This window comes from Shewanella sp. 4_MG-2023 (assembly GCF_030548015.1).
GTDB lineage: Bacteria > Pseudomonadota > Gammaproteobacteria > Enterobacterales > Shewanellaceae > Shewanella.
In genome coordinates this window covers 1-22,114 of the sequence record NZ_JAUORL010000002.1, presented here as the reverse complement: position 1 = coordinate 22,114, position 22,114 = coordinate 1, and the positions used below count along the sequence as shown (strand labels likewise).

Annotated in this window: 24 protein-coding genes and 1 other annotated feature; of the genes, 19 read left to right on the top strand and 5 right to left on the bottom strand. The window is 41.8% G+C overall.

Annotation, left to right across the window (positions count from 1 at the left end):
• The first annotated feature begins 2 nt into the window (after window positions 1-2).
• The 10 genes from Q4546_RS01055 to Q4546_RS01010 all read left to right on the top strand — a co-directional run bounded on the left by Q4546_RS01055 (window position 3) and on the right by Q4546_RS01010 (window position 9,007).
• A complete protein-coding gene (locus Q4546_RS01055; protein WP_303445537.1) occupies window positions 3-935 on the top strand; it encodes a MucB/RseB C-terminal domain-containing protein in 933 nt (310 codons plus the stop codon).
• Window positions 936-1,116: 181 nt separating this feature from the next.
• Window positions 1,117-1,584: a SoxR reducing system RseC family protein gene (locus Q4546_RS01050; protein ID WP_102439284.1), complete on the top strand. Its 468-nt coding sequence runs from the start codon at window positions 1,117-1,119 to the stop codon at window positions 1,582-1,584.
• Window positions 1,585-1,725: 141 nt separating this feature from the next.
• On the top strand, window positions 1,726-3,516 hold the full coding sequence (gene lepA / locus Q4546_RS01045; protein WP_102475611.1) for a translation elongation factor 4: 1,791 nt from the start codon (window positions 1,726-1,728) through the stop codon (window positions 3,514-3,516).
• Window positions 3,517-3,724: 208 nt separating this feature from the next.
• On the top strand, window positions 3,725-4,639 hold the full coding sequence (gene lepB, locus Q4546_RS01040; protein ID WP_102475612.1) for a signal peptidase I: 915 nt from the start codon (window positions 3,725-3,727) through the stop codon (window positions 4,637-4,639).
• Window positions 4,639-5,319 carry a ribonuclease III gene (gene rnc / locus Q4546_RS01035; RefSeq protein ID WP_102439234.1) on the top strand — a complete coding sequence of 227 codons (681 nt, stop codon included), beginning with the start codon at window positions 4,639-4,641 and terminating at the stop codon, window positions 5,317-5,319. Before lepB ends, rnc begins: the two co-directional genes overlap by 1 nt.
• Window positions 5,316-6,320, top strand: coding sequence for a GTPase Era (gene era / locus Q4546_RS01030; protein ID WP_102439233.1), 1,005 nt, complete (start codon window positions 5,316-5,318; stop codon window positions 6,318-6,320). Before rnc ends, era begins: the two co-directional genes overlap by 4 nt.
• Before the next feature lie 47 nt (window positions 6,321-6,367).
• On the top strand, window positions 6,368-7,075 hold the full coding sequence (recO, locus tag Q4546_RS01025) for a DNA repair protein RecO (RefSeq protein ID WP_303445536.1): 708 nt from the start codon (window positions 6,368-6,370) through the stop codon (window positions 7,073-7,075).
• Window positions 7,076-7,188: 113 nt separating this feature from the next.
• The gene (pdxJ, locus tag Q4546_RS01020; protein WP_102439231.1) at window positions 7,189-7,926 is read left to right on the top strand and encodes a pyridoxine 5'-phosphate synthase; all 738 of its coding nucleotides are present in this window, start codon (window positions 7,189-7,191) and stop codon (window positions 7,924-7,926) included.
• The gene (gene acpS / locus Q4546_RS01015; RefSeq protein WP_102439230.1) at window positions 7,926-8,306 is read left to right on the top strand and encodes a holo-ACP synthase; all 381 of its coding nucleotides are present in this window, start codon (window positions 7,926-7,928) and stop codon (window positions 8,304-8,306) included. Before pdxJ ends, acpS begins: the two co-directional genes overlap by 1 nt.
• Window positions 8,307-8,464: 158 nt before the next feature.
• Entirely contained in the window at window positions 8,465-9,007 is a 543-nt protein-coding gene (locus tag Q4546_RS01010) for a DUF962 domain-containing protein (protein WP_303445535.1), read from the top strand.
• A 78-nt stretch (window positions 9,008-9,085) separates the two neighbouring features.
• Here the strand turns inward: Q4546_RS01010 and Q4546_RS01005 are convergent, their stop codons facing one another.
• Both Q4546_RS01005 and Q4546_RS01000 read right to left on the bottom strand, forming a co-directional pair.
• Window positions 9,086-10,369, bottom strand: a complete 1,284-nt coding sequence (locus Q4546_RS01005) for an HlyC/CorC family transporter (RefSeq protein WP_102439228.1) — start codon at window positions 10,367-10,369, stop codon at window positions 9,086-9,088.
• A gap of 100 nt (window positions 10,370-10,469) precedes the next feature.
• Window positions 10,470-11,258, bottom strand: a complete 789-nt coding sequence (locus Q4546_RS01000) for an inner membrane protein YpjD (RefSeq protein WP_102439227.1) — start codon at window positions 11,256-11,258, stop codon at window positions 10,470-10,472.
• A gap of 266 nt (window positions 11,259-11,524) precedes the next feature.
• Between Q4546_RS01000 and ffh the strand changes: the two genes are divergently transcribed.
• From ffh to Q4546_RS00960, 8 genes are all read left to right on the top strand, one after another.
• Window positions 11,525-12,898 (top strand): signal recognition particle protein, encoded by a 1,374-nt coding sequence (ffh, locus tag Q4546_RS00995; protein WP_102439226.1) that lies wholly within the window; start codon window positions 11,525-11,527, stop codon window positions 12,896-12,898.
• A gap of 216 nt (window positions 12,899-13,114) precedes the next feature.
• Entirely contained in the window at window positions 13,115-13,366 is a 252-nt protein-coding gene (gene rpsP / locus Q4546_RS00990) for a 30S ribosomal protein S16 (protein ID WP_102439225.1), read from the top strand.
• Between the two features lie 18 nt (window positions 13,367-13,384).
• Window positions 13,385-13,915, top strand: a complete 531-nt coding sequence (gene rimM / locus Q4546_RS00985; protein ID WP_303445534.1) for a ribosome maturation factor RimM — start codon at window positions 13,385-13,387, stop codon at window positions 13,913-13,915.
• Window positions 13,916-13,930: 15 nt separating this feature from the next.
• Complete coding sequence (trmD, locus tag Q4546_RS00980; protein ID WP_076542576.1) at window positions 13,931-14,677, top strand: tRNA (guanosine(37)-N1)-methyltransferase TrmD; 747 nt, start codon at window positions 13,931-13,933, stop codon at window positions 14,675-14,677.
• Window positions 14,678-14,712: 35 nt separating this feature from the next.
• Window positions 14,713-15,066, top strand: a complete 354-nt coding sequence (gene rplS, locus Q4546_RS00975) for a 50S ribosomal protein L19 (RefSeq protein WP_076542580.1) — start codon at window positions 14,713-14,715, stop codon at window positions 15,064-15,066.
• Between the two features lie 249 nt (window positions 15,067-15,315).
• Window positions 15,316-16,389, top strand: coding sequence for a 3-deoxy-7-phosphoheptulonate synthase (locus Q4546_RS00970; protein ID WP_076542582.1), 1,074 nt, complete (start codon window positions 15,316-15,318; stop codon window positions 16,387-16,389).
• A gap of 25 nt (window positions 16,390-16,414) precedes the next feature.
• The gene (gene tyrA, locus Q4546_RS00965; RefSeq protein WP_102439223.1) at window positions 16,415-17,554 is read left to right on the top strand and encodes a bifunctional chorismate mutase/prephenate dehydrogenase; all 1,140 of its coding nucleotides are present in this window, start codon (window positions 16,415-16,417) and stop codon (window positions 17,552-17,554) included.
• 108 nt (window positions 17,555-17,662) lie between these two features.
• Window positions 17,663-17,995 carry a hypothetical protein gene (locus Q4546_RS00960; protein ID WP_102439222.1) on the top strand — a complete coding sequence of 111 codons (333 nt, stop codon included), beginning with the start codon at window positions 17,663-17,665 and terminating at the stop codon, window positions 17,993-17,995.
• Window positions 17,996-18,095: 100 nt separating this feature from the next.
• Here the strand turns inward: Q4546_RS00960 and pheA are convergent, their stop codons facing one another.
• From pheA to Q4546_RS00945, 3 genes are all read right to left on the bottom strand, one after another.
• Entirely contained in the window at window positions 18,096-20,051 is a 1,956-nt protein-coding gene (gene pheA / locus Q4546_RS00955) for a prephenate dehydratase (RefSeq protein ID WP_102475616.1), read from the bottom strand.
• A 62-nt stretch (window positions 20,052-20,113) separates the two neighbouring features.
• Window positions 20,114-20,229 (bottom strand) — a sequence feature (Phe leader region).
• 131 nt (window positions 20,230-20,360) lie between these two features.
• A complete protein-coding gene (raiA, locus tag Q4546_RS00950; RefSeq protein WP_102439283.1) occupies window positions 20,361-20,714 on the bottom strand; it encodes a ribosome-associated translation inhibitor RaiA in 354 nt (117 codons plus the stop codon).
• A gap of 162 nt (window positions 20,715-20,876) precedes the next feature.
• Entirely contained in the window at window positions 20,877-21,017 is a 141-nt protein-coding gene (locus tag Q4546_RS00945) for a hypothetical protein (protein ID WP_157936104.1), read from the bottom strand.
• A gap of 296 nt (window positions 21,018-21,313) precedes the next feature.
• On the opposite strand from Q4546_RS00945, the gene Q4546_RS00940 reads away from it, so the two are divergent.
• The gene (locus tag Q4546_RS00940) at window positions 21,314-21,994 is read left to right on the top strand and encodes a cytochrome b/b6 domain-containing protein (protein WP_102439220.1); all 681 of its coding nucleotides are present in this window, start codon (window positions 21,314-21,316) and stop codon (window positions 21,992-21,994) included.
• The last annotated feature ends 120 nt before the right edge of the window (window positions 21,995-22,114 follow it).

The following is a 22,114-nucleotide window of genomic DNA, read 5'->3' as shown; positions in this document are numbered from 1 at the left end:
GCTTGCGTCTAATCCTGTTAGTACTTGCTGTATTGGCTTTCCCTAGTATTGCCGAAGAAGAAAAATCAGCGAAAGCTTGGCTTGAAAGTATGAGCCAAGCATTACAAACCAAACAATTCAAATCTTCTATTATTCAACTGCAAGCCGACCACATACGACCACTGGTTTATCTGCATGGTACGGTCAATGATAAAGAAGTCGCTTTTCTAGAGTACCTCAATGGCCCCCCTAAAAATGCGGTCAGAGTTGCTGATACGGTAACATTTATTGAGCATGACCAACCGGTATACAGCATCAGCGCTCCCCGTATTCAAGGTCTTTGGCCTGCTATTTTTGCATCTAATATCAATTCTTTAGAGCGGGGGTATCAATTTGTTTTAGGTGGAAGAAGCCGTATAGCTGGGCGCCCTGGGCAAATGATCCGCATTATTCCGGTTGATGAACACCGCTTTATGTCACAAGTTTGGGTGGACATGGAAACCCATTTACCACTGCGTTATGACATGATTAACCAAGACAAACAGCTTATTGAGCAAATGATGGTCATTGAGCTAATAGAGCTTGGTGAGCCAGCGAGCATTTTAGTCGAAGCTGAAAAGCAAGAACTGCCGCCTGTGATGAACCCAGCTGAACGGATTGAAGGACAGAATTGGCAATTTACTTGGTTACCTGCAGGGTTTCATTTAGTAGTAAAAGATCATCACCGCTTACTTGGCAGTGATGAATCAGTTGAATATATCGCTTTAACCGATGGCTTAGTTAACATTTCAGTGTATGTGGCCAGAATGGGTGATAGTCCAATGCCTGATGAGCTAATTACCCGCAACGGCCTTTCAATGGTGGTTGAGCAAGTGGGCAATGTTGAAGTAGTTGCTGTGGGTAAAGTGCCTGCAGATACGCTTAATCGTATTGCTAAAAGCCTAGTGTTGAAATAAAGATTCTTGAAATAAATGGTCTTGAAATAACGAGTATTAAAGTAACTGGCCATAAAACAAGCGTTAAAATAAGTGCTAGAATCACTAGCACTTAACTTACAGGGCGCCTTTCGCTATGACTCAACAAGTAGACTCAACATCAGCGCAAAAACCTCAATCACCTCCAGCATTATCGCAATCGATGTTGGAGGAGGTGGCGACGGTAATCGCTTACGATCCCAAAGGGTGGGTCACCGTTGAGATTGAACTTAAGAGTGCTTGTAATCATTGTTCAAGCAGTGACAATTGTGGCACCTCAACGGTTGCTAAAGCCTTTTCGATTAAAAAGCAGCAATTCTCTCTTATGGCAGAACAAGCCTGCGAAGCGGGTGATTTACTGAAACTTGCTCTGCCTGAATCCGTGATATTAAAAGCAGCAATGCTGGTTTATATCACTCCTTTAGTTGGGTTATTTTTAGGCGCTATTATGGGGCAGGGCTTAGCTGGTCTTTTGGATATCAACACTGACCATGGCGCAATGATGCTTGCAGCGATAGGCAGTTTCATGGCTTGGAAAGCCGGTAAAAGCAAAGCGCTAACGCTTGAAAAAGCCTCGACGCCCATCATTACAGCGTATTTAGGCCAAGGGATCAGCCTTTCGCGGGGGTAGATAGCATTATTTATCAGATATGAAGGGTGATTTTATTATTGTTTTTTGTCCAGTTATTGATTGTGATTGGTATTAACCCCTTTATCAGGTACAATTCGACCTCATTATATCCACCATTTTAGTAGTAGCCATTTCACCCACATGAAACACATTAGAAACTTCTCAATTATTGCCCATATCGACCATGGCAAATCAACATTGTCTGATCGCCTTATCCAATTTTGTGGTGGTTTATCAGACCGTGAAATGGACGTTCAAGTTCTCGATTCTATGGATATCGAACGTGAGCGCGGCATTACCATTAAAGCGCAGAGTGTTACCCTCGACTATAAAGCCGATGATGGTGAAACTTATCAGCTGAACTTCATTGATACACCCGGCCACGTTGACTTCTCTTATGAAGTATCCCGTTCACTTGCTGCGTGTGAAGGTGCATTGCTAGTAGTTGATGCCGGTCAAGGCGTTGAAGCACAGACACTTGCAAACTGTTACACCGCCTTAGAAATGGATCTTGATGTGGTACCGATTTTAAATAAAATCGATTTACCTCAAGCCGATCCTGAGCGTGTCGCTGCAGAAATCGAAGATATTGTTGGTATCGATGCTATGGAAGCTGTGCGCTGCTCAGCTAAAACGGGTATCGGTATTAAAGATGTACTAGAAGTCATCGTATCGGATATCCCACCACCAGAAGGTGATATCGATGCACCACTTCAAGCGCTGATTATTGATTCATGGTTTGATAGTTACCTTGGTGTTGTCTCGTTAGTACGTATTAAGCATGGCGTCTTGAAAAAAGGTGACAAGTTTAAAGTTATGTCTACCGGTCAAAACTACAATGCTGACCGTGTTGGTATCTTTACGCCTAAACAAACAGATACACCTGAGCTTAAAGCCGGTGAAGTTGGCTTTGTTATTTCGGGCATTAAAGAAATTCACGGCGCACCAGTAGGTGATACCTTAACTCACGCTAAACATGGTGCCGAAGAGCCTTTACCTGGGTTTAAAAAGGTTACACCGCAAGTTTATGCCGGTGTATTCCCAATTTCGACAGATGAGTTTGAAAGCTTCCGTGATGCATTAAACAAGCTAAGCTTGAACGATGCATCGCTGTTTTTCGAGCCTGAATCATCTTCAGCATTAGGTTTTGGTTTCCGTATTGGTTACCTTGGCTTATTGCATATGGAAATCATTCAAGAGCGTCTTGAGCGTGAATACAACCTTGATTTGATTACCACAGCACCGACTGTTGTTTATGAAGTTCAATTGAACAATGGTGAGGTGGTGTATGTAGATAACCCATCAGATTTACCGCCAATCAATAACATCGACATGATCCGTGAACCTATTGTTGAAGCAAACATGTTGGTGCCTAAAGAGTACTTGGGTAACGTTATCACTTTATGTGTCGAGAAGCGTGGCGTACAAACCAATATGGTTTATCACGGTAATCAAGTTTCTGTGACTTACGAATTGCCAATGGCTGAAGTCGTCATGGATTTCTTTGATAGATTGAAATCAACCAGTCGTGGTTATGCCTCATTAGAGTATAACTTTATTCGTTTTGAAGAAGCGGATATGGTGCGTTTAGATATCTTGATCAATGGTGACAGAGTTGATGCGCTAGCAATGGTTATTCATCGTTCAAACATTCGTCATCGCGGCTTAGCTTTAGTTGATAAAATGAAAGAGCTGATCCCAAGACAGATGTTTGATATCGCGATTCAAGCTGCGGTGGGTAGTCAGATTATTGCCCGCTCAAACATTAAAGCAATGCGTAAAGACGTTACCGCTAAATGTTATGGTGGTGATGTCTCGCGTAAGAAGAAACTACTAAATAAGCAAAAAGAAGGTAAGAAGCGCATGAAGCAAGTCGGTAACGTTGAAGTGCCTCAAGAAGCGTTCTTAGCTGTATTGAAACTTAATGATTAATCCTGCATAGGTTTCATTAGAGTTCAGATAACGCCGCAGTTTGCGGCGTTGTCATTAGCAAAAGTTAATTTTGCAACAACGGTTTATTCGTATAATTTGTAACATTACAGTTAGTGCTTAACGATGTATTCCATAGGATACTCATTATTCAGCGGTTTATTCATTAAACTATTATTTGAAAGTGTCAAAGGCAGGAGCTTAAATTTCAATGGCAGCCCATTTTTCTCTTATTTTAACCATAATAACCCTTGTGAGTGGGTTAATTTGGTTAATCGATGCAACGATATTTGCCCCTAAACGTCGTGAAAGCTTAGCCCTTGCAGAAGCAAAGCAACCTGATTTGAGTGATGATGCAAAATACAGCATTACGCGTGAATCAACCTTGGTTGAATTTGCCCATTCAATTTTTCCGGTTATCGCATTTGTATTGATATTGCGTTCATTTATTTATGAGCCATTTCAAATACCATCGGGCTCAATGAAACCGACTTTACTGGTAGGTGATTTTATTCTGGTAGAAAAATTCAGTTATGGTTTACGTGACCCCGTCTTTCGCAGCAAGCTAATTGAAACAGGTGAGCCTGAGCGTGGCGATGTGTTTGTGTTCAAATATCCTCAGCAGCCTGAAATAGACTATATTAAAAGAGTGGTTGGTTTACCCGGTGACCGTATTATTTACCAAAATAAGCAATTTCTTATTCAGCCTAAATGTGATGCAGCAACAAATTGTCCGCCAGCAAAAGCAATTAAGCTAACGCCAGTTAATCGTGGTGAGTTTACCCATGAAGGTGTGTCGTTATCTCGCTATACCGAGCAGTTAACTGATGTAGAACATGATATTTTAATCAACCCATCTCGCCCTGATTTTAGCTCACATTTCTTTGAGCAACCGGGTACGGCAGTGGGTGAATTTATTGTGCCAGAAGGTCAGTACTTTGCCATTGGTGATAACCGTGACAACAGCACTGATAGCCGCTTTTGGGGCTTTGTCCCTGAAGCTAACTTAGTAGGTAAAGCGGTAGCGATTTGGATTAGTTTTGAATTTGAACGACCTGCAAGTAGTTGGTTACCAACATGGGTACCAACCGGGGTGCGTTTTGACAGAGTAGGTGCGATCAAGTAATGGAACCAATTAAAAACTTACCGCGACTGTGTCGTACGCTGGGTTATGAGTTTACTAATGTTGATTTATTAACTCAGGCATTAACTCATCGTAGTGCTGCATCAAAACATAATGAGCGCCTAGAGTTTCTAGGTGACTCGATTTTATCAATCATTATTTCTGATGCCCTTTATCATCAGTTCCCTAAGGCTACTGAAGGTGATTTAAGCCGTATGCGTTCCACCTTAGTCAAAGGTGAAACCTTAACGGTTATCGCAAAAGAATTTAAGCTAGGCGATTACCTCTACTTAGGCCCTGGCGAGCTTAAAAGTGGTGGATTTAGACGTGAGTCTATTTTAGCTGATGCGGTTGAAGCAATTATCGGGGCGATTTATTTAGATGCTGACATAGAGACCTGTCGTAAGTTATTACTGACCTGGTACCAGCAGCGTTTGGCTGAAATCAAACCTGGCATCAATCAAAAAGATCCGAAAACGATTTTACAAGAATATCTGCAAGGTTATAAAAAGCCCTTACCTGAATACCATGTTGTTGATGTAAAAGGTGAGGCCCATGACCAGACATTTACAGTTGAATGTCGCGTAGCAGAAATCAATAAAGTAGTGACAGGCGTCAGTACTTCAAGAAGAAAAGCTGAGCAGCTAGCTGCCGCTCAGGTATTGGAGCTTATTAATAAATGACCAAAAAAACAGACTTGCCAGAGAACTCACCAGTTGAGCCGAGTTTAGATGAATTATTGGCAAGGATGAATGGCGCTGCGCCAGCCGCTACAGCAAAATACGAGATCACCTATTGTGGCATGGTTGCTATTGTCGGCCGCCCTAATGTGGGTAAATCGACCTTACTGAACAAGTTACTTGGGCAGAAGGTCAGTATTACCTCTAAAAAACCGCAAACCACTCGTCATCGCATTATGGGTATCCATACCGATGAAGCTAGGCAAATTGTTTTTGTTGATACTCCAGGCTTACATATTGAAGAAAAGCGTGCGATTAACCGCCTCATGAACCGTGCTGCAGCAAGTTCGCTTGCTGATGTCTGCATGGTTGTGTTTGTGGTTGATGGCATGACGTGGACTGAAGATGATGAGATGGTGCTCAAGAAATTAGAGCAAGGCAGTGGTCAGCGTAAAACGGTTTTAGCTATCAATAAAGTCGATAATATTAAAGATAAAGAGTCTTTATTCCCTTATCTTGAAAAGTTATCTGCTAAGTTTAAATTTGATGAAATTCTGCCTATCTCGGCTACTAAAGGCACGAATATTCAACGAATTTTAGATTTAGCCAGTGAGTCGTTACCTGAAGCTGGATTTTATTTCCCAGAAGATTACGTCACTGACCGTTCGCAACGCTTTATGGCATCAGAAATTGTCCGTGAAAAGCTAATGCGCTTCTTAGGTGATGAATTGCCTTATGATGCCACCGTTGAGATTGAACAGTTCAAAATGATGGAAAACGGCGTTTATCAAATCAATGCTTTGATTTTGGTCGAGCGTACGGGCCAAAAACGTATGGTTATCGGTAATAAAGGTGAGCGTATCCGCACTATCGCCACCCAAGCTCGACTTGATATGGAAACCTTGTTTGATAATAAAGTTTTCTTAGAAGTTTGGGTTAAGGTTAAGTCAGGCTGGGCAGATGACGAACGTGCTTTACGAAGCTTAGGCTATGGTGAAGACTAAGCCGATGCTTTACTTAATACCGACTTTAGCGACTGTGTAACCCTGCTATGTTAAGGGGGTACATACTACATCATCGACCATACAGAGAATCCAGTGTGATCGTTAACCTGTTAGTTGATGATGTAGGAAGGGTCGATGCCTTAGTCAGAGTAGGTAGCGGAAAAAAATCTCTTAAAAGTATCATTCAGCCATTTCAGCCGCTGATATTCCAGTTCAATAGCAAATCAGGCTCTACTGATTCTTCGCTTAAATTTATTACCCAAGTTGAACCCGCAGCGCCGGCATTACCCCTTAAAGCTGAAAGTTTATATTCTGCTATGTATCTTAATGAGCTGCTGGTTAGGGTACTTAATTCAGGCCAACATGCTGAAGGGTTATTCCTGCATTATCACCGCAGTTTAATGGGCTTGGCGCAGCAATTTAGTTCCAGTTATTTACGCTATTTTGAGATGGAGCTACTTTTAGAATTAGGTGCTTTGCCATCACTGGACTACGACATCTTAGGTGAGATGATCATGGCAGGTTGCAGCTATCGTTTTGTTACTGATGCCGGTTTTGCTGTCGTAAATCAAGCCGCATCAGAGCATTTTACAAGCAGTCGTAACTTGCTCGCTGGTGAGATGCTCATTCAGCTCAAGCAAAAACAATTAACCCCAGAGCACCTAAATCAAGCCAAAGGGCTCATGCGCTATCTGTTAACGCCGCTATTAGGCGGTAAGCCATTACTTAGCCGTAAGTTATTTATTAAACAATAACTTTTTAATATATGAGCAGCCAGTGGTTTACATTAGAATAGGCCCACTAGTTTGTAATATTACTTTTTAGATTTGCTAGTTAGCGAGTCAGTTTTGCCAATTAAGGAGCCACAATGAGTGGAATTTTATTAGGAATTAACATCGATCACATTGCCACTCTTCGTCAAGCTCGTGGAACCAGTTACCCTGATCCTATCCATGCCGCAGCGGTTGCAGAACATGCTGGCGCAGATGGCATCACTATTCATTTACGAGAAGATCGCCGCCATATTCAAGACCGTGATGTGTATTTGTTGGCTAAAACCCTTAAAACGCGGATGAATTTTGAGTTTGCCGTTACCGATGAAATGATTGCGATAGCCTGTGAAGTCAAGCCCGCCTATGCCTGCCTAGTGCCAGAAAAGCGTGAAGAGCTGACCACAGAAGGTGGCTTAGATGTGGCAGGTCAACTTGATAAAATCACTCAAGCTGTCACGACGTTAGCTGCAGAAGGCATCAAGGTATCTTTATTTATTGATGCCGACAAAAGCCAAATAGATGCTGCTGTAGCATCGGGCGCACCTTATATTGAAATCCATACCGGTTGTTATGCCGATGCTGAAACGGATGCTGAGCAGGCTATAGAGTTGGCGCGCATTACTGAAATGGCCAAATATGCTCACAGTAAAGGCTTGATTGTTAATGCAGGACATGGATTGCATTACCATAACGTCAAAGCTATTGCAGCTATCCCTGAGTTGTATGAGTTAAATATTGGGCATGCTGTTATCGCTAGAGCAGCCATTGACGGTTTAGCGACTGCAGTAAAAGATATGAAAACATTAATGCTAGAAGGGCGTAGAGGCGAATAATGGCCATTGTGGGTATTGGTACAGACATTATTGAGATAAACCGCATTGAGCTGCAATATGCCCGTTTAGGGGATAAGTTAGCTAAGCGTGTACTCACGCCTACAGAGCTTGAAATTTACCAATCTTCAAAAATAGCCCATCGATACCTAGCAAAACGTTTTGCTGCAAAAGAAGCCGCAGCGAAAGCCTTAGGCACTGGTATTGGCCGCGGAGTTTCATTTCAGCATATTCATATCAGTAATGATGACAATGGTGCGCCACTAATTAGCTTTACTGATGGTGCATTAGCAAGGCTTGAGCAACTTGGCGCAACCCGCGGCCATATTACTATTGCTGATGAGCAGCATTATGCCGTTGCAACTGTGATTATTGAGTCTTAGTGACTGAAATTGTTAATATTAAATATCTAAAGGCGCTTAATGCGCTTTTTTTGTGGTTGAGTCTTTTTAGGGCGAAACTTGAGTTTGCTGATATCGATAGGGTAAGTTAATGTGAGTTAACCATTACTCACAAAAAACTAACAACTAAAGGTGGTGATATGAAATCAGCGGTCGAGCAGTTAGCAACTTATAAAAGTGTGCACTTAAACCCGAATAATATTCGCACCCATTTCATCGGCGTACCGCTGATTATCTGGTCAGTATTTTTGATGTTAAATTTTATACCGGTGAATTTGCTGTCTTTGCCAAATTTGTATATCAATGTGAATGTGGCATCCGCGTTTGCTATCGGTACTTTAATTTACTACTTCATCTTGCATAAAGGTTTAGCGTTAGGATTAACGATTTTTATTGTTCCAGTGCTTATCACCACTACGCTGGCAGCGCAGCATGGGGCGGGCTGGCTTGTGGCCATTGCTGTATTTGTTGTTGGTTGGGCGATTCAGTTTATCGGCCATAAATACGAAAAAGCCAAACCAGCTTTTATTGACGATTTAAATCAACTTTTGATAGGGCCGTTTTTTTTAATGGCAGAGTTGTATTTTATGCTTGGCTTTGGCAAAGAACTTGAAGAAGAAATCACCCCAATAGCGTGGGATAAACGCAGAGCGTTAGAGGCTAAAAAGCGTCAAACCGCATAAGTTTGATTGAATTTTTGGTATTAAAAAAGGCGCTCAATGCGCCTTTTTAGCTTTTTAATAGCTTAAAACTAACTAATGTTAGTCATCCTGCTCAACTTCAGTAAGCGCAGCATCCGGTATGACTTTTACCGTTTTAATCATGTTATCTGATACCTCTAAAACCTCAATGTCATAGCGACCTATTTTAAGGCGAGTACTGGCTGATGGTATCTCTTCAAGGTGTTCGATGATCAACCCATTTAAGGTTTTAGGTCCATCGATGGCAAAATCCCATTTCATTTCTTTATTTAAGTCACGTATGGTGATGCTGGCTTCGATAATGAAACTGCCATCTTGTTGAATATCAATATCTTCACTGGCAGTGGTAATCATTGAAGTGGTGAAATCACCGACAATTTCTTCAAGAATATCTTCTAACGTCACCAAACCTTGAATATCACCATATTCATCCACTACTAAGCCAAAACGTTCTTTATTCTGCTGAAAGTTAGACAGTTGTACCGTTAACGGCGTGCCTTCTGGAATGAAGTACAATTCTTTTACGGCTCTTAATAATGTCGACTTACTAAATTCTTCTTTTGACTGCAGTCTTAAGGCATCACGCAGGTGGATAAAACCGACGGCATCATCGATATTATCGCGATACACCAACACTCGTGTGTGCGGGCTTTGAGTCACCTGTTTATTAATCAGTTTGAATTCGTCATTAACGTTAATGGCATAAATGTCTGAGCGCGGGATCATAATGTCTTCAACCGTGACTTTTTCTAAATCTAGAATCGACAAAAGCATTTCTTGATGTCGCTGCGGGATCAATGCCCCAGCTTCATGAACAACCGTGCGTAATTCTTCTTGGCTAAGGGCATCATTAACACTGACATTTTTAATTCCTAATACCCGTAAAAAACCAGAAGTGATTAAGTTAATTACTTTCACTAGCGGCCATAATATCGACAGTAAGGCTTTTAATAGCAAGCTTGACGGAAAGGCAATACGTTCAGGGTGTAAGGCGGCAATGGTTTTTGGGGTGACCTCGGCAAAGATGAGAACCACCAAAGTCAAAACACCTGTGGCAATAGCTACGCCCATGTCACCAAATAAGCGCATGCCAATAATGGTTGCTATAGCAGAGGCTAAGATATTAACCAGATTATTACCAATTAAAATCAGGCCGATTAAGCGGTCGGGTCGCTCTAACATTTTTAGTGCACGAATAGCACCTTTGTGGCCGCTAGCTGCTAAATGACGTAAGCGATAGCGATTTAAGGTCATCATGGCGGTCTCACTACCCGAAAAATAGGCTGAGATACAAATTAACACCAACAGAGAGAAGAGGAGTGCGCTGGTAGAAATAGCGTCCAAAAATGGCTCCAGTTATTGTAGTAAAAAAAGACGAATGATGAGTATCAATCATTCGTCATGAGTGTCAAGCTTGGTTAATACTATTCAACCAAATATACGGTTATCGTAAAATAATTTCAGTAACGATTCGTGCGCCAAAATAAGCCAGAGAAAGTAACGTTGCCCCAGATAAGGTATATATTACAGCTGTACGAACACGACAACCGATGCTGTAATGCTGCCAAAGCATCACACAGTAAACCACCCAGGCCATAATTGATAAAATAGCCTTGTGACCTTTGCCATCTTCAAACATATCTTCCAAGAAGATAAACCCTGTCGCCAGTGATAATGTTAGTAGCATCACTCCGATAGTCACCAAATGGTACAGCTGTTTTTCAACTGTCATTAATGGCGGCATGCCGGGGCTCATCATGGTTTTCTTGTTTTTCAATTTATTTTGGATTAGCCACAACTGAATAGCGTACAGAGCTGCAATCATCAAGGCACTGTAGGCCATAAGCGATAATACAATATGTGCTAGGATTTCTGGGTGAACATCAAAGTGGATGATGTATTGAGGGGGAATGAGCCACAGCACAGCAACCGAAATAACTGAGCAAGCATAAACCACAGGCACCACAACAATCACTTTTAAGCGGTGCATGATAATGGTAAAGCTAAAGGCAATAATCCAATTAACCAGTGAAATCACATTGGTTAAACTAAAGTTTTGCCCATCAGCGGTAAAAATGGTTTGTGATAATGCAATGCCATGAAGCACAACGGCAATGGATGCAAAGATAGCAACGAGCTTGCGATTGGGACCTTCTACGTGGAAAAGTCGGCTTGTCACTAAAATAAGTGCAATGCAATAAAACAACATCGCCGAAGCTGGGAAAATGACCATCTGGAATAAACCTATCAAGTTATGAGTGCCGTTGTTTTTTACAATATAAAATCAGCACATCTTTAGTTAGTTAAGATTAACACGAACGCCCCCCAATAGTGGAGTGACCTAAGACTCAAAATTTAACAGTTTCCATCATTTAACTGCAAATTCTTTACGAAAGATGATGAATATCAAATCTGATAGCGCAGGCTGATGTCGCATCTTGAAGTAGTTTGGGTATAATGGGCGCCAATTATGGAATCGTTTAAGGTATACAGCAGCGCATGTTTGAGAATCTATCTGACAGACTGTCACGCACCCTCAAGAATATTAGTGGTCGTGGTCGCTTAACCGAAGACAACATTAAAGATACCTTACGTGAAGTGCGCATGGCGCTGCTTGAGGCTGATGTTGCTTTGCCAGTGGTACGCCAATTTGTTAACAGTGTAAAAGAACGCGCTGTTGGTCAAGAGGTGTCAAAAAGTTTAAGTCCAGGACAAGCATTCATTAAAATTGTCCAAAACGAACTTGAAATTGCAATGGGTGAGGCCAATGAAGCCTTAGACCTCGCTAGTCAACCGCCAGCAGTATTAATGATGGCAGGTTTACAAGGTGCGGGTAAAACCACCAGTGTTGCCAAACTGGCTAAATTTTTACGTGAACGCGAAAAGAAATCAGTACTGGTAGTGAGTGCCGATGTTTATCGCCCTGCAGCGATCAAACAGCTAGAAACCTTAGCCACCGAAGTAGAAGTTGAGTTTTTCCCATCGGATGTGAGCCAAAAGCCAGTAGATATTGCTACTGCCGCGATTGCCCATGCCAAGCTTAAGTTCATTGATGTTGTGATTGTCGATACCGCAGGTCGCTTGCATGTTGATGAAGCGATGATGGATGAAATTAAAGACCTTCATGCAGCCGTTAATCCTGTAGAGACGCTCTTTGTTGTCGATGCTATGACTGGCCAAGATGCAGCTAATACTGCAAAATCATTTAATGAAGCATTACCGTTAACCGGTGTGATCCTGACAAAGATTGATGGTGATGCACGTGGCGGCGCGGCGTTATCGATTCGTAATATTACTGGAAAACCGATTAAATTCTTAGGTGTCGGTGAAAAAATTGATGCCCTTGAGCCATTCCACCCTGAGCGTATTGCTTCACGTATTCTTGGTATGGGCGATGTGCTTTCACTCATTGAAGAAGTAGAACGTGGCGTTGATAAAGACAAAGCCATGAAGCTTGCTTCAAAAGTGAAATCAGGTGGCGGCTTTGATTTAGAGGATTTTCGCGAACAACTGCTGCAAATGAAGAATATGGGCGGCATGATGAACATGATTGAAAAGCTGCCAGGTGTAGGCCAATTACCACCCGAAGCGTTAGCCCAAGTTCAAGATGGCAAGATGACCGGCCAAATGGAAGCTATTATTAATTCAATGACACCAGGTGAGCGCAAGCGTCCTGATATCATTAAAGGTTCACGAAAACGTCGTATTGCCTTAGGTTCTGGCACTCAAATTCAGGATGTTAATCGTCTTTTGAAGCAGTTTACTCAAATGCAAAAAATGATGAAAAAAATGTCAGGTAAAGGTGGCATGAAAAAAATGATGCGCAGTATGGGCGGTATGATGCCTCCGGGAATGAAGTTTCCAGGACGTTAATGCCTAAGTTTTTCATGGATATCTATTCAAATACCGCCGGTTAGATTTATTTTGACCTATTGCAGGCATTAGCCTTCGATGTAAAAATCGTCGGATTTGGTTGCAATAGTTGAAAAGTCAGGTAAAATCTTCCGGCTTTCTACTGGGGCCCTTCGCGAACACGGAGTCCCAGTTTTTTATTTTTGCTTCTAGCAAATCATTAGAGGAATAAAACGCATGGTTACCATTCGTTTAGCTCGTGGCGGCGCAAAAAAGCGTCCATTTTACAGTATCGTTGTAGCAGATAGCCGCAATGCACGTGACGGTCGTTTCATCGAACGTGTTGGTTTTTTCAACCCTTTAGCTAAAGGTCAAGAAGAAACTTTACGTTTAGATTTAGATCGTGTTGATCATTGGGTTGCAACTGGTGCTGCAACTTCAGATCGCGTAGCAAAATTGATCAAAGACGCTCGTAAAGCTGTTGCTTAATAGCGTTAAGGTATAAAGATGAGTAGTAATCAACAACCCATCGTACTAGGCAAAATAGGTTCTAGTCATGGTATTAAAGGTTGGATGAAAATCACCTCTTATACCGATTCTGTTGAAGGTATTTTTGAATATTCCCCTTGGTACATAAAAGAACAAGGTGAATGGCGTGAGGTTAAGGTCTCTCAGTGGCGTTTTCAAGGTAAAGCACTCGTGGCTTGCTTAGAAGGCGTAAATACACGAGAGGATGCGCAAGCACTTACAAATTGTGAGATTGCCATTCAGTCAGACCAAATGAAAAACTTGTCAGAAGATGAATTCTACTGGCGAGATTTGATTGGTTGTACTGTGACTAACACCAAAGGTTACAACATGGGTGAAGTCGAGCAGATCGTGGAAACAGGATCGAACGACGTACTCCTTGTTAAAGCTAACGTAAAAGATGCTTTTGGCAAAGCGGAACGAATGATTCCCTTTGTCCCTGAGCAGTTCGTCCTTGAGGTGAACTTGCAAAGCAAACAGATATTAGTGGATTGGGATCCAGACTTTTAAGTCGAGGTACATCATATGCGGTTAGGGGTAGTAACCCTGTTTCCTGAGATGTTTCGTGCCGTTACAGACTTTGGAGTCACGGGTCGAGCCGTTAAAAACGGCCTGTTAGAGTTGCAAACGTGGAATCCTCGTGATTTCACCCATGATCGACATAACACTGTTGATGACCGACCTTACGGTGGTGGTCCAGGCATGTTGATGATGGTGCAACCGTTACGCGATGCTATTCATGCAGCGAAAGCTGCGGCAGGTGACGGTGCAAAGGTGATTTATTTATCACCTCAGGGACGTAAGCTGGATCAGCAAGGCGTTTCTGAGTTAAGTAAATCAACAAGTTTAGTGTTGGTATGTGGTCGATACGAAGGTGTTGACGAACGTATTATTCAATCTGAAATTGATGAAGAGTGGTCAATTGGTGATTATGTGCTTTCGGGCGGAGAATTACCGGCGATGACCTTAATTGATTCAGTTGCAAGGTTAGTACCTGGTGTACTAGGTAAGCAAGCGTCAGCAGAGCAAGACTCTTTCTCTGATGGCTTATTGGATTGTCCACACTATACACGCCCTGAAACTTTAGATGGTGTCGGTGTACCAGCAGTGCTTTTAAGCGGTGACCACAAAAAAATTAGACTCTGGCGGTTGCAACAAAGTCTTGGTAGGACTTTTTTAAGACGACCAGAATTATTTGAAAATCTAGCTCTGACTGGCGAACAAAAGACTCTTTTAGCGGAGTTTGTCAAAAATTTAGACAAACCTGTGTAGTCATAAGCCCAGTTATTTCTAGAACGGAGTAAGTTATGAACAACATCATTAAAATGCTCAACGAAGAGCAAATGAAAACAGATGTACCTGAATTTGGTGCTGGTGATACAGTAGTAGTTAAGGTACGTGTAGTTGAAGGCAACAAAGAACGTCTTCAAGCGTTTGAAGGTGTGGTTATCGCTAAGCGTAACCGTGGTCTTCATTCTGCATTTACAGTACGTAAAATCTCTAATGGCGAAGGTGTTGAGCGTGGTTTCCAAACGCACAGTAAACTAGTAGCTAGCATCGAAGTTAAGCGTCGCGGTCGTGTTCGTCGTGCTAAGCTTTACTACTTACGTGATCGTTCAGGTAAATCTGCACGTATCCGTGAAAAGTTGGCAACTAAGTAAGACTAGTTACCCGCTTAAAAAAATTAGATGCAGTGTTCGCACAATAGCCCGCCTTTATGGCGGGTTTTTGTGTTTTTGGAGAAAATTAAATTTAGTGGTTGATTAGTGGCTTAATCCAAGGCATAGTTAGCCCAACCTTGTAATGGTGTAGCGGTACGGTGTTACTTTTTTGGTAAGGTCAGTTAGTGCAGTCATGGTTTACGCGATAGCCCCAAGACAGAAATAATTTTTTAAGAAGTGAGAAATATCATGCAGCAAGATACGATTAATAACGTTCATATTAGTTCAGAGAAAGTACTGGTCACCCCAGCAGAATTAAAAAAAGCATTGCCGCTGTCTGATCACGCTTATCAGTACATTCTTGACGCACGTAAAACCGTTGCCGATATTGTCCACAAACGTGACAATCGAGTATTAATCGTTACTGGCCCATGTTCTATTCACGATATCGATGCTGCCAAAGAATACGCCCTAAAGCTTAAAAAATTACATGATGATCTCAGTGATGAGTTTTATATCTTGATGCGGGTTTACTTTGAAAAACCACGTACGACAGTAGGTTGGAAAGGCCTTATCAACGATCCTGATATGGACGAGTCATTCGATGTTGAAAAGGGACTGAGAATGGCGCGTGAGTTGATGATTTGGCTTGCAGAGCTCGAGCTGCCGGTAGCGACTGAAGCGTTAGACCCCATTAGCCCACAATATATGTCAGAGCTGGTGACTTGGTCGGCCATTGGTGCCAGAACCACAGAGTCGCAAACTCACCGTGAAATGGCATCTGGCTTATCCATGCCAGTAGGATTTAAAAACGGCACTGACGGTAAACTTGGAGTGGCGATTAATGCACTGCAATCTGCGGCAAGCAGCCACCGCTTTATGGGCATTAACCAGCAAGGGCAAGTGTCATTACTGCAAACTGCAGGTAACCCCGATGGCCATGTGATTTTACGTGGTGGCAAAACACCTAATTATGATGCTGACAGTGTGGCAGAGTGTGAAGCGCAGTTACATCAAGCCAAATTAAATGCCAGATTGATTATTGATTGTAGTCATGGCAATTCATCAAAAGACTATACAAGACAGACACTAGTTTGCGAGGATGTATTTAAACAAATACATGCAGGTAACCGTTCAATTATTGGGGTGATGCTTGAAAGTCACTTAAATGAAGGTAATCAATCCAGCAATAAGCCTCTGTCAGAACTGGCTTATGGGGTATCGGTAACCGATTCTTGTATAAATTGGCAAACTACTGAGACATTGTTGCGTAGCAATGCTAATTTACTTAAAACAGTATTACCTAATCGATTCGCAGCATAAACGCGGCGATGGATGGATTTAAGCGATGAATGAAAAAACCACTTTAGATTTAGACAATTTGCGTGAGCTCATTGACGGCGTTGATCAGCAACTACTGCATTTATTACGTAAGCGATTAGATCTTGTTGCTCAAGTCGGGGCGGTTAAGCATGCTGCTGGTGTGCCGATTTACGCACCGCAGCGTGAAGCGTCAATGTTGGCGAAACGCCGTAAAGAAGCCAGTGAGATGGATGTTTCACCGCAACTTATTGAAGATATTTTACGTCGTTTAATGCGTGAGTCCTATTTGAATGAAAAAGATGTCGGATTTAAGCAAGTAAAAACGGATCTTGGTCATATTGTCATTGTTGGTGGTGAAGGCCAACTTGGTGGTTTATTTAGTCAAATGCTGACGCTGTCTGGCTATACTGTAAAAAGCCTTGATAAAAACGACTGGCATCGCGCAGACGAGTTATTTGATGGCGCTGGCATGGTGATCGTTACCGTGCCAATTAATGTCACTTGCGAGGTGATCAGCAATCAATTAAACAATTTAGCTGATGATTGTATTCTTGCTGATTTGACCTCAATTAAAACTGAGCCTTTAAATGCCATGCTTGCCGCTCACAATGGCCCTGTAGTGGGTTTACACCCAATGTTTGGCCCTGATGTGGGCAGTTTAGCAAAACAGGTTGTGGTGGTGTGTGATGGCCGTGAACCCCAAGCTTATCAATGGTTGCTCGATCAAATTATTATTTGGGGTGCACGCATTGTTAACGAAGATGCACAAAAGCATGATAAAGCCATGCAACTAGTGCAAGCCATGCGTCACTTTTCAACTTTTGTTTATGGTTTGAACTTATGTAAAGAGCAGGCCGATATTGAGACGCTTTTACAATTTAGTTCGCCTATTTATCGTTTAGAGTTGGCTATGGTGGGGCGTTTGTTTGCTCAAGATCCAAAGCTGTATGCTGATATTATTTTTGCCCAAGAAGGTAGCCAAGTCGCCATTAGTGATTATCTCGATAACTATGGTCAAGCGCTTCAACTACTTAAGACCGGCAATCGAGATGAATTCGTGTCTCAATTTGAGCAAGTTGCAAAATGGTTTGGGGATTTTGCGCCACAATTTCAGCAAGAAAGCCGCGCTATGCTACAGTCTGTCAATGATATGAAGACCAATTAAGCCGAGTTAACGCTGAATAATATTGCGAAATCATCAAACAGGGATTAAGGTTAAAGGGAGCTGCTTTTAAGTAGCTCTTTTTTTCGGACTAATAGGAGTGATAATCTAATGACAAATACTGAGGTTTACACCGCAGAAGATTTATCGCTTGGGCATTTTTTATATGCACTAATGAGCGCCTTTCCACTCTTTTTTTTACCAGTGTTTTTTAGTTTATTAATTAATATTTCCCAAAACCGTATTCCAGCAAGCTCTTTGCTGGGCTCTCATTTAAGATGGCAACGTAATAGCATGACAGGTTTGATGCCATTATTGATCTTAGGCTATTTTACTCCTCAATTATGGCTTAGTGTCCCGATATTTGTATTAGCTTTAGGCTGGTTTAGTTATCGTATTTTTAAAGGATGGCTTGGGTTAAATGATAATGTCAGCATGTATTAATTGTTGATTAACCAATAAAAAACCGAACTTAAAGTTCGGTTTTTTATTGGGCTAAAAGCAACCGCATGGTTTGGATAAATGATGCGGTTGGTTGCTGGTTTTATTGATGAAGCTCGTGTAGCAAGTGATGTTGGTCATCTGCCTCTGCCAGTTGTTGCTCATTCAGAATCAGCCCGTTGGCCTGTAGTTGCTTAACCGCTATGGCTTGCTGATGTAAAAGTGGGCTGTTAACCGCGTAACTGGTATTAACAATAACTGGCAAGTGGCATTGATGCTTTATTGCAATTAATCCGGCTAAATCCAATGACAGTTGCTCAGGATTAGTAAAGCTTCTAATGCCTGCTTCAACCAAGATCAGTTGTTGATTACCCGTGGTTAAAACTCTATCTGCAGCAGTAAGCCAGTCAGAGGTACTTGCCATAGTATTGCGCTCAAGCAATACCGGTTTACTGATAGCGCCAGCTGCATCTAACAGTTCTTTATCAAACATCGCCTTACCGGCAAGATAAACCATATCGGCCGACTTTACTGCGATATCGAAGCTGCTTACTGAGTCAACTTCAATGGCACTGAACAAGCCTGCTTGCTCAACGATATGACAATAGTTTTTAAGGTTTAACGGCGATAAGTTATCTGTAGATGAAGCTTGTAGCAATACCCCTTGATAACCAGACTCTTTCACCTGCTTCACCTTAGCGGCAAATAAGTCATCGGTGTCTGTAAGGGTCATTTGTTGCAGCGCAACTAAGTCCTTTTCACCAATGGCACACTGTTTGGTTTCAATAATGGTCTGCTCTTGTCGATACAACTTCGAATGCTTAGGGGCATCAAGATTGTCACTGGTAGTTTTATTGGGGGCTTTAGAGCTATTTGGCTCAATCACTAGCTGACTACTATTAAGTTGAGTTGGTTTGACGGTTTCACAAGGGTAACAGCCCAGCACTTTTATAAAGCGTGTCAGTCTTTCTAATTCTTTTAAGGCTTGCTGCATATCATGGTTTGCAAGATTTTCATCAACATCAAGGTAGAACATTTCTTCCCACGGGGTGCCAGGGATTGGGCGAGACTCTAACTTACTCATATTAATGTTATGGGCTTTTAATACGAGTAGCGCCTCAACTAGCGCGCCGGGCTTTTGTCCTGTAGCCATAATCAAGGTGGTTTTTGCCGGCAGTTGTGACGGCACTGCTACAGCTTTGCGTGCAACCACAATAAAGCGGCTTTGATTAATTTTTTGGTTGGCTAACCCTTTTTCTGTGGCACTTAATTGATATAAGGCGCCGCCTTCAGCACTGCCAATAGCGGCAACACTGTCATCATCTGCGTCAATGACTTGCTGCATGGCTTCAGCACTGCTTGAGCAATAGGCCAGCGTTAAGTTTGGATGTTGTGATAACCACTGACTGCATTGGCTAATGGGCTGTGGGTGAGCAAATACGGTTTTGATTTGTTCTAATTCAGCATTATTTTTGGTGAGTAAGCAATGGCCCACTTCAATGGTTGTTTCTCCGACAATTGAAAGAGAGGTGTGTTGCAGCACGTCATACACTTCATTAATTGAACCCGATGAGGTATTTTCAATAGGTAAAAAACCTAAGTCAGCATGGCCGAGTTCAACTGAACTGATAATTTCATCAAAACTTTGGCAGCCTAAATCAATCATTTCTACTTGGCGGCGCTGACAAAAACGACTGGCGGCGAGATAAGAGTATGAGCCTCTAGCACCTAGGTAGGCGATGGTCGATTGTTGTTGCTGGATTTCAGGGTTAGCACGGCCATGTAAAAAGGCTTGTTGATTCAAGACTGAATCTTCAATAATGCTTTGATAAAGTGAGATAACAAAGTGAGCATCTAAACCTTGCTCTCTACCTTGTTGAACTAAGCGTTCTAATAATTCTTTTTCCCGCTGCGTATCTCTGATGGGCCTAACATCGACTTCTTTACTTCTGGCGACATCAAGGCTTAATTCACGCCTTTTGGCTAGTAAGGCTAATAAGTCCTTATCTAGTGAGGTAATTTGTTCTCTGGTCTGACTCAATTCTGGCGCTTTTTTCATAATAGCCTCAATGACGACTGCTTAGCTGACGTGGTGTTGAACAGCGAGCATTAAATATTTAATAATAAAAAGCCCCCCAGTTGGGAGGCTCTAAATTTCATTTTCGTTTTTACACAAAAAATCGGCCTCAATATGGGGGCTGAATAAAAAAGAAAATAAAATTGCGGCTAGTGATATTTTTCATACTGTAAAATTAAAGCGCTAAGCTATCAGTGTCAATCAAATAATGATCAAGTTTGCCCATTGTTTATGGTTTGCATAAAAAAGCGCACCCGAGGGCGCGCTTTGGTTTAAGAGTAATAAAAAACATCAAGCTGCGGTTTCCTCCTTATAGACATACTCAAAATCATTATCGGTTTCAGTTGTTGGTGAAACGTGACGTTGAGCCTGGGGTTTATGAGTCAGGCGATTTAGCTGTTTTTCCAGCTTTTTACCCATTGCAGTTATTGCTGCGTAAAGGTTTTCATTTTTCGCCTGGGCGAATAGTTCTCCACTTGGCAAGCCTACTGACGCTTCTATCTTAAAGAGCTGCTTTTCCTGAGTGATAATTACATGCGGGTTAATGAGTTGTAGATCATGTCTTGCGAGTTTTTCAATTTGTCCTTCGATACGTTCAAGAATCGGTGCAGTTACTTCAAGTTGCTTGCTAGTGATTTTCAGCATATTTCGAACCTTCTGTTGTTTGCTTAAGTTCAGATTACCAAGCTCTGAAAGAAAAATCGTGATCTAAATCACGTTTTGTGGGCCTTTTTAGACTGTTTGATTCATATTTGATCGCTTAGACAATTTAGCTAAAAAACCGCTTAAAAAGTCTTGAAACTCAATCTAAATAGGCGCATATTTGAATGGATAACAACCTAGCTTACCTCCCAGTTTTGAACGATTTTTGTTCACCAACTCCATTCTATGCAGCGGTTCAACGTCATTGAAACCATGTTTGCTGCCAACGTTTATACTGCTTGTCATCACTGGCTCCAAATATCTTTCTAAGTTTGACACTCATATCCAGATTTAAGGCCGCACTTATAGGCAAAGCCCTATTTTCAGAGCTGATTAAATAAACCCAAGTCTTGTGTTTTAATCCAATAATACAGAAACATGTAAGCTGTTGATGCTAATTGCTCCACAAGTGCTAGAGTTTGCACTTGTTTGATGAAACGCTGTAATACTTAATTACTTTTCTTTACCTTAAGGGTCTATGAGTGCAAGAATTTGCTCTTTATAATCAAGCATATTAAAAGAACTAAGCTTAAGGCACATCTATGAGTATAGAACAAAAAAAAATTAAGGTATGGGATATACCCACTCGATTATTCCACTGGTTTACGGTGGCGTTGCTGATTTGTTTGTGGTGGACAGCAGATGCAGGAGAGATGGAGTGGCACCAAGTTTGTGCTTATAGCTTTTTAGTGCTGATTGTCTTTAGGTTACTGTGGGGGGTTGTAGGTAGTGATACCGCAAAATTCAAAGACTTTGTCGCTGGACCTAAAAAAGTTATTGGTTATTTACGTGAGCCGTTAAAAGAGCCTGTTGTTGGCCATAACCCTATGGGTGGTTATATGGTGATGCTAATGCTATTTGTGCTCACATTGCAGTTGCTAACGGGCCTATTCGCTACAGATGATATCTTTACCGAAGGACCGCTTTACGCCATGGTGTCTTCTGATACTGCTTCATTTATGACATGGTTACACAAAATGAACTTCAATTTTATCCTTGGGTGCATCGCATTGCATCTTTGCGCGATTACGATTTATGCCATTAAAGGACACAAGTTAGTAGGTGCGATGATTTCGGGTAAAAAAACCTTAACCCATGAGGAACATAAATTACTGAGCGCTGAGCCTAAAATGAAATCACCGTTACTTGCTTTTGGGATTGTCATGATACTTGGTTCAGGTGTCTGGGTATGGCTTATTGCACCTATCATTGCGTTTATGTGATTGAATTAATTCAAGAGACTGTCAGAAAAAAGCCCACTTCAGTGTAATGCCGATCAGTTAAGGCCAATATGATCGGTTGACCGATCTTTAAAAGGCTTCAAAATCCAGTACAGACTCTTG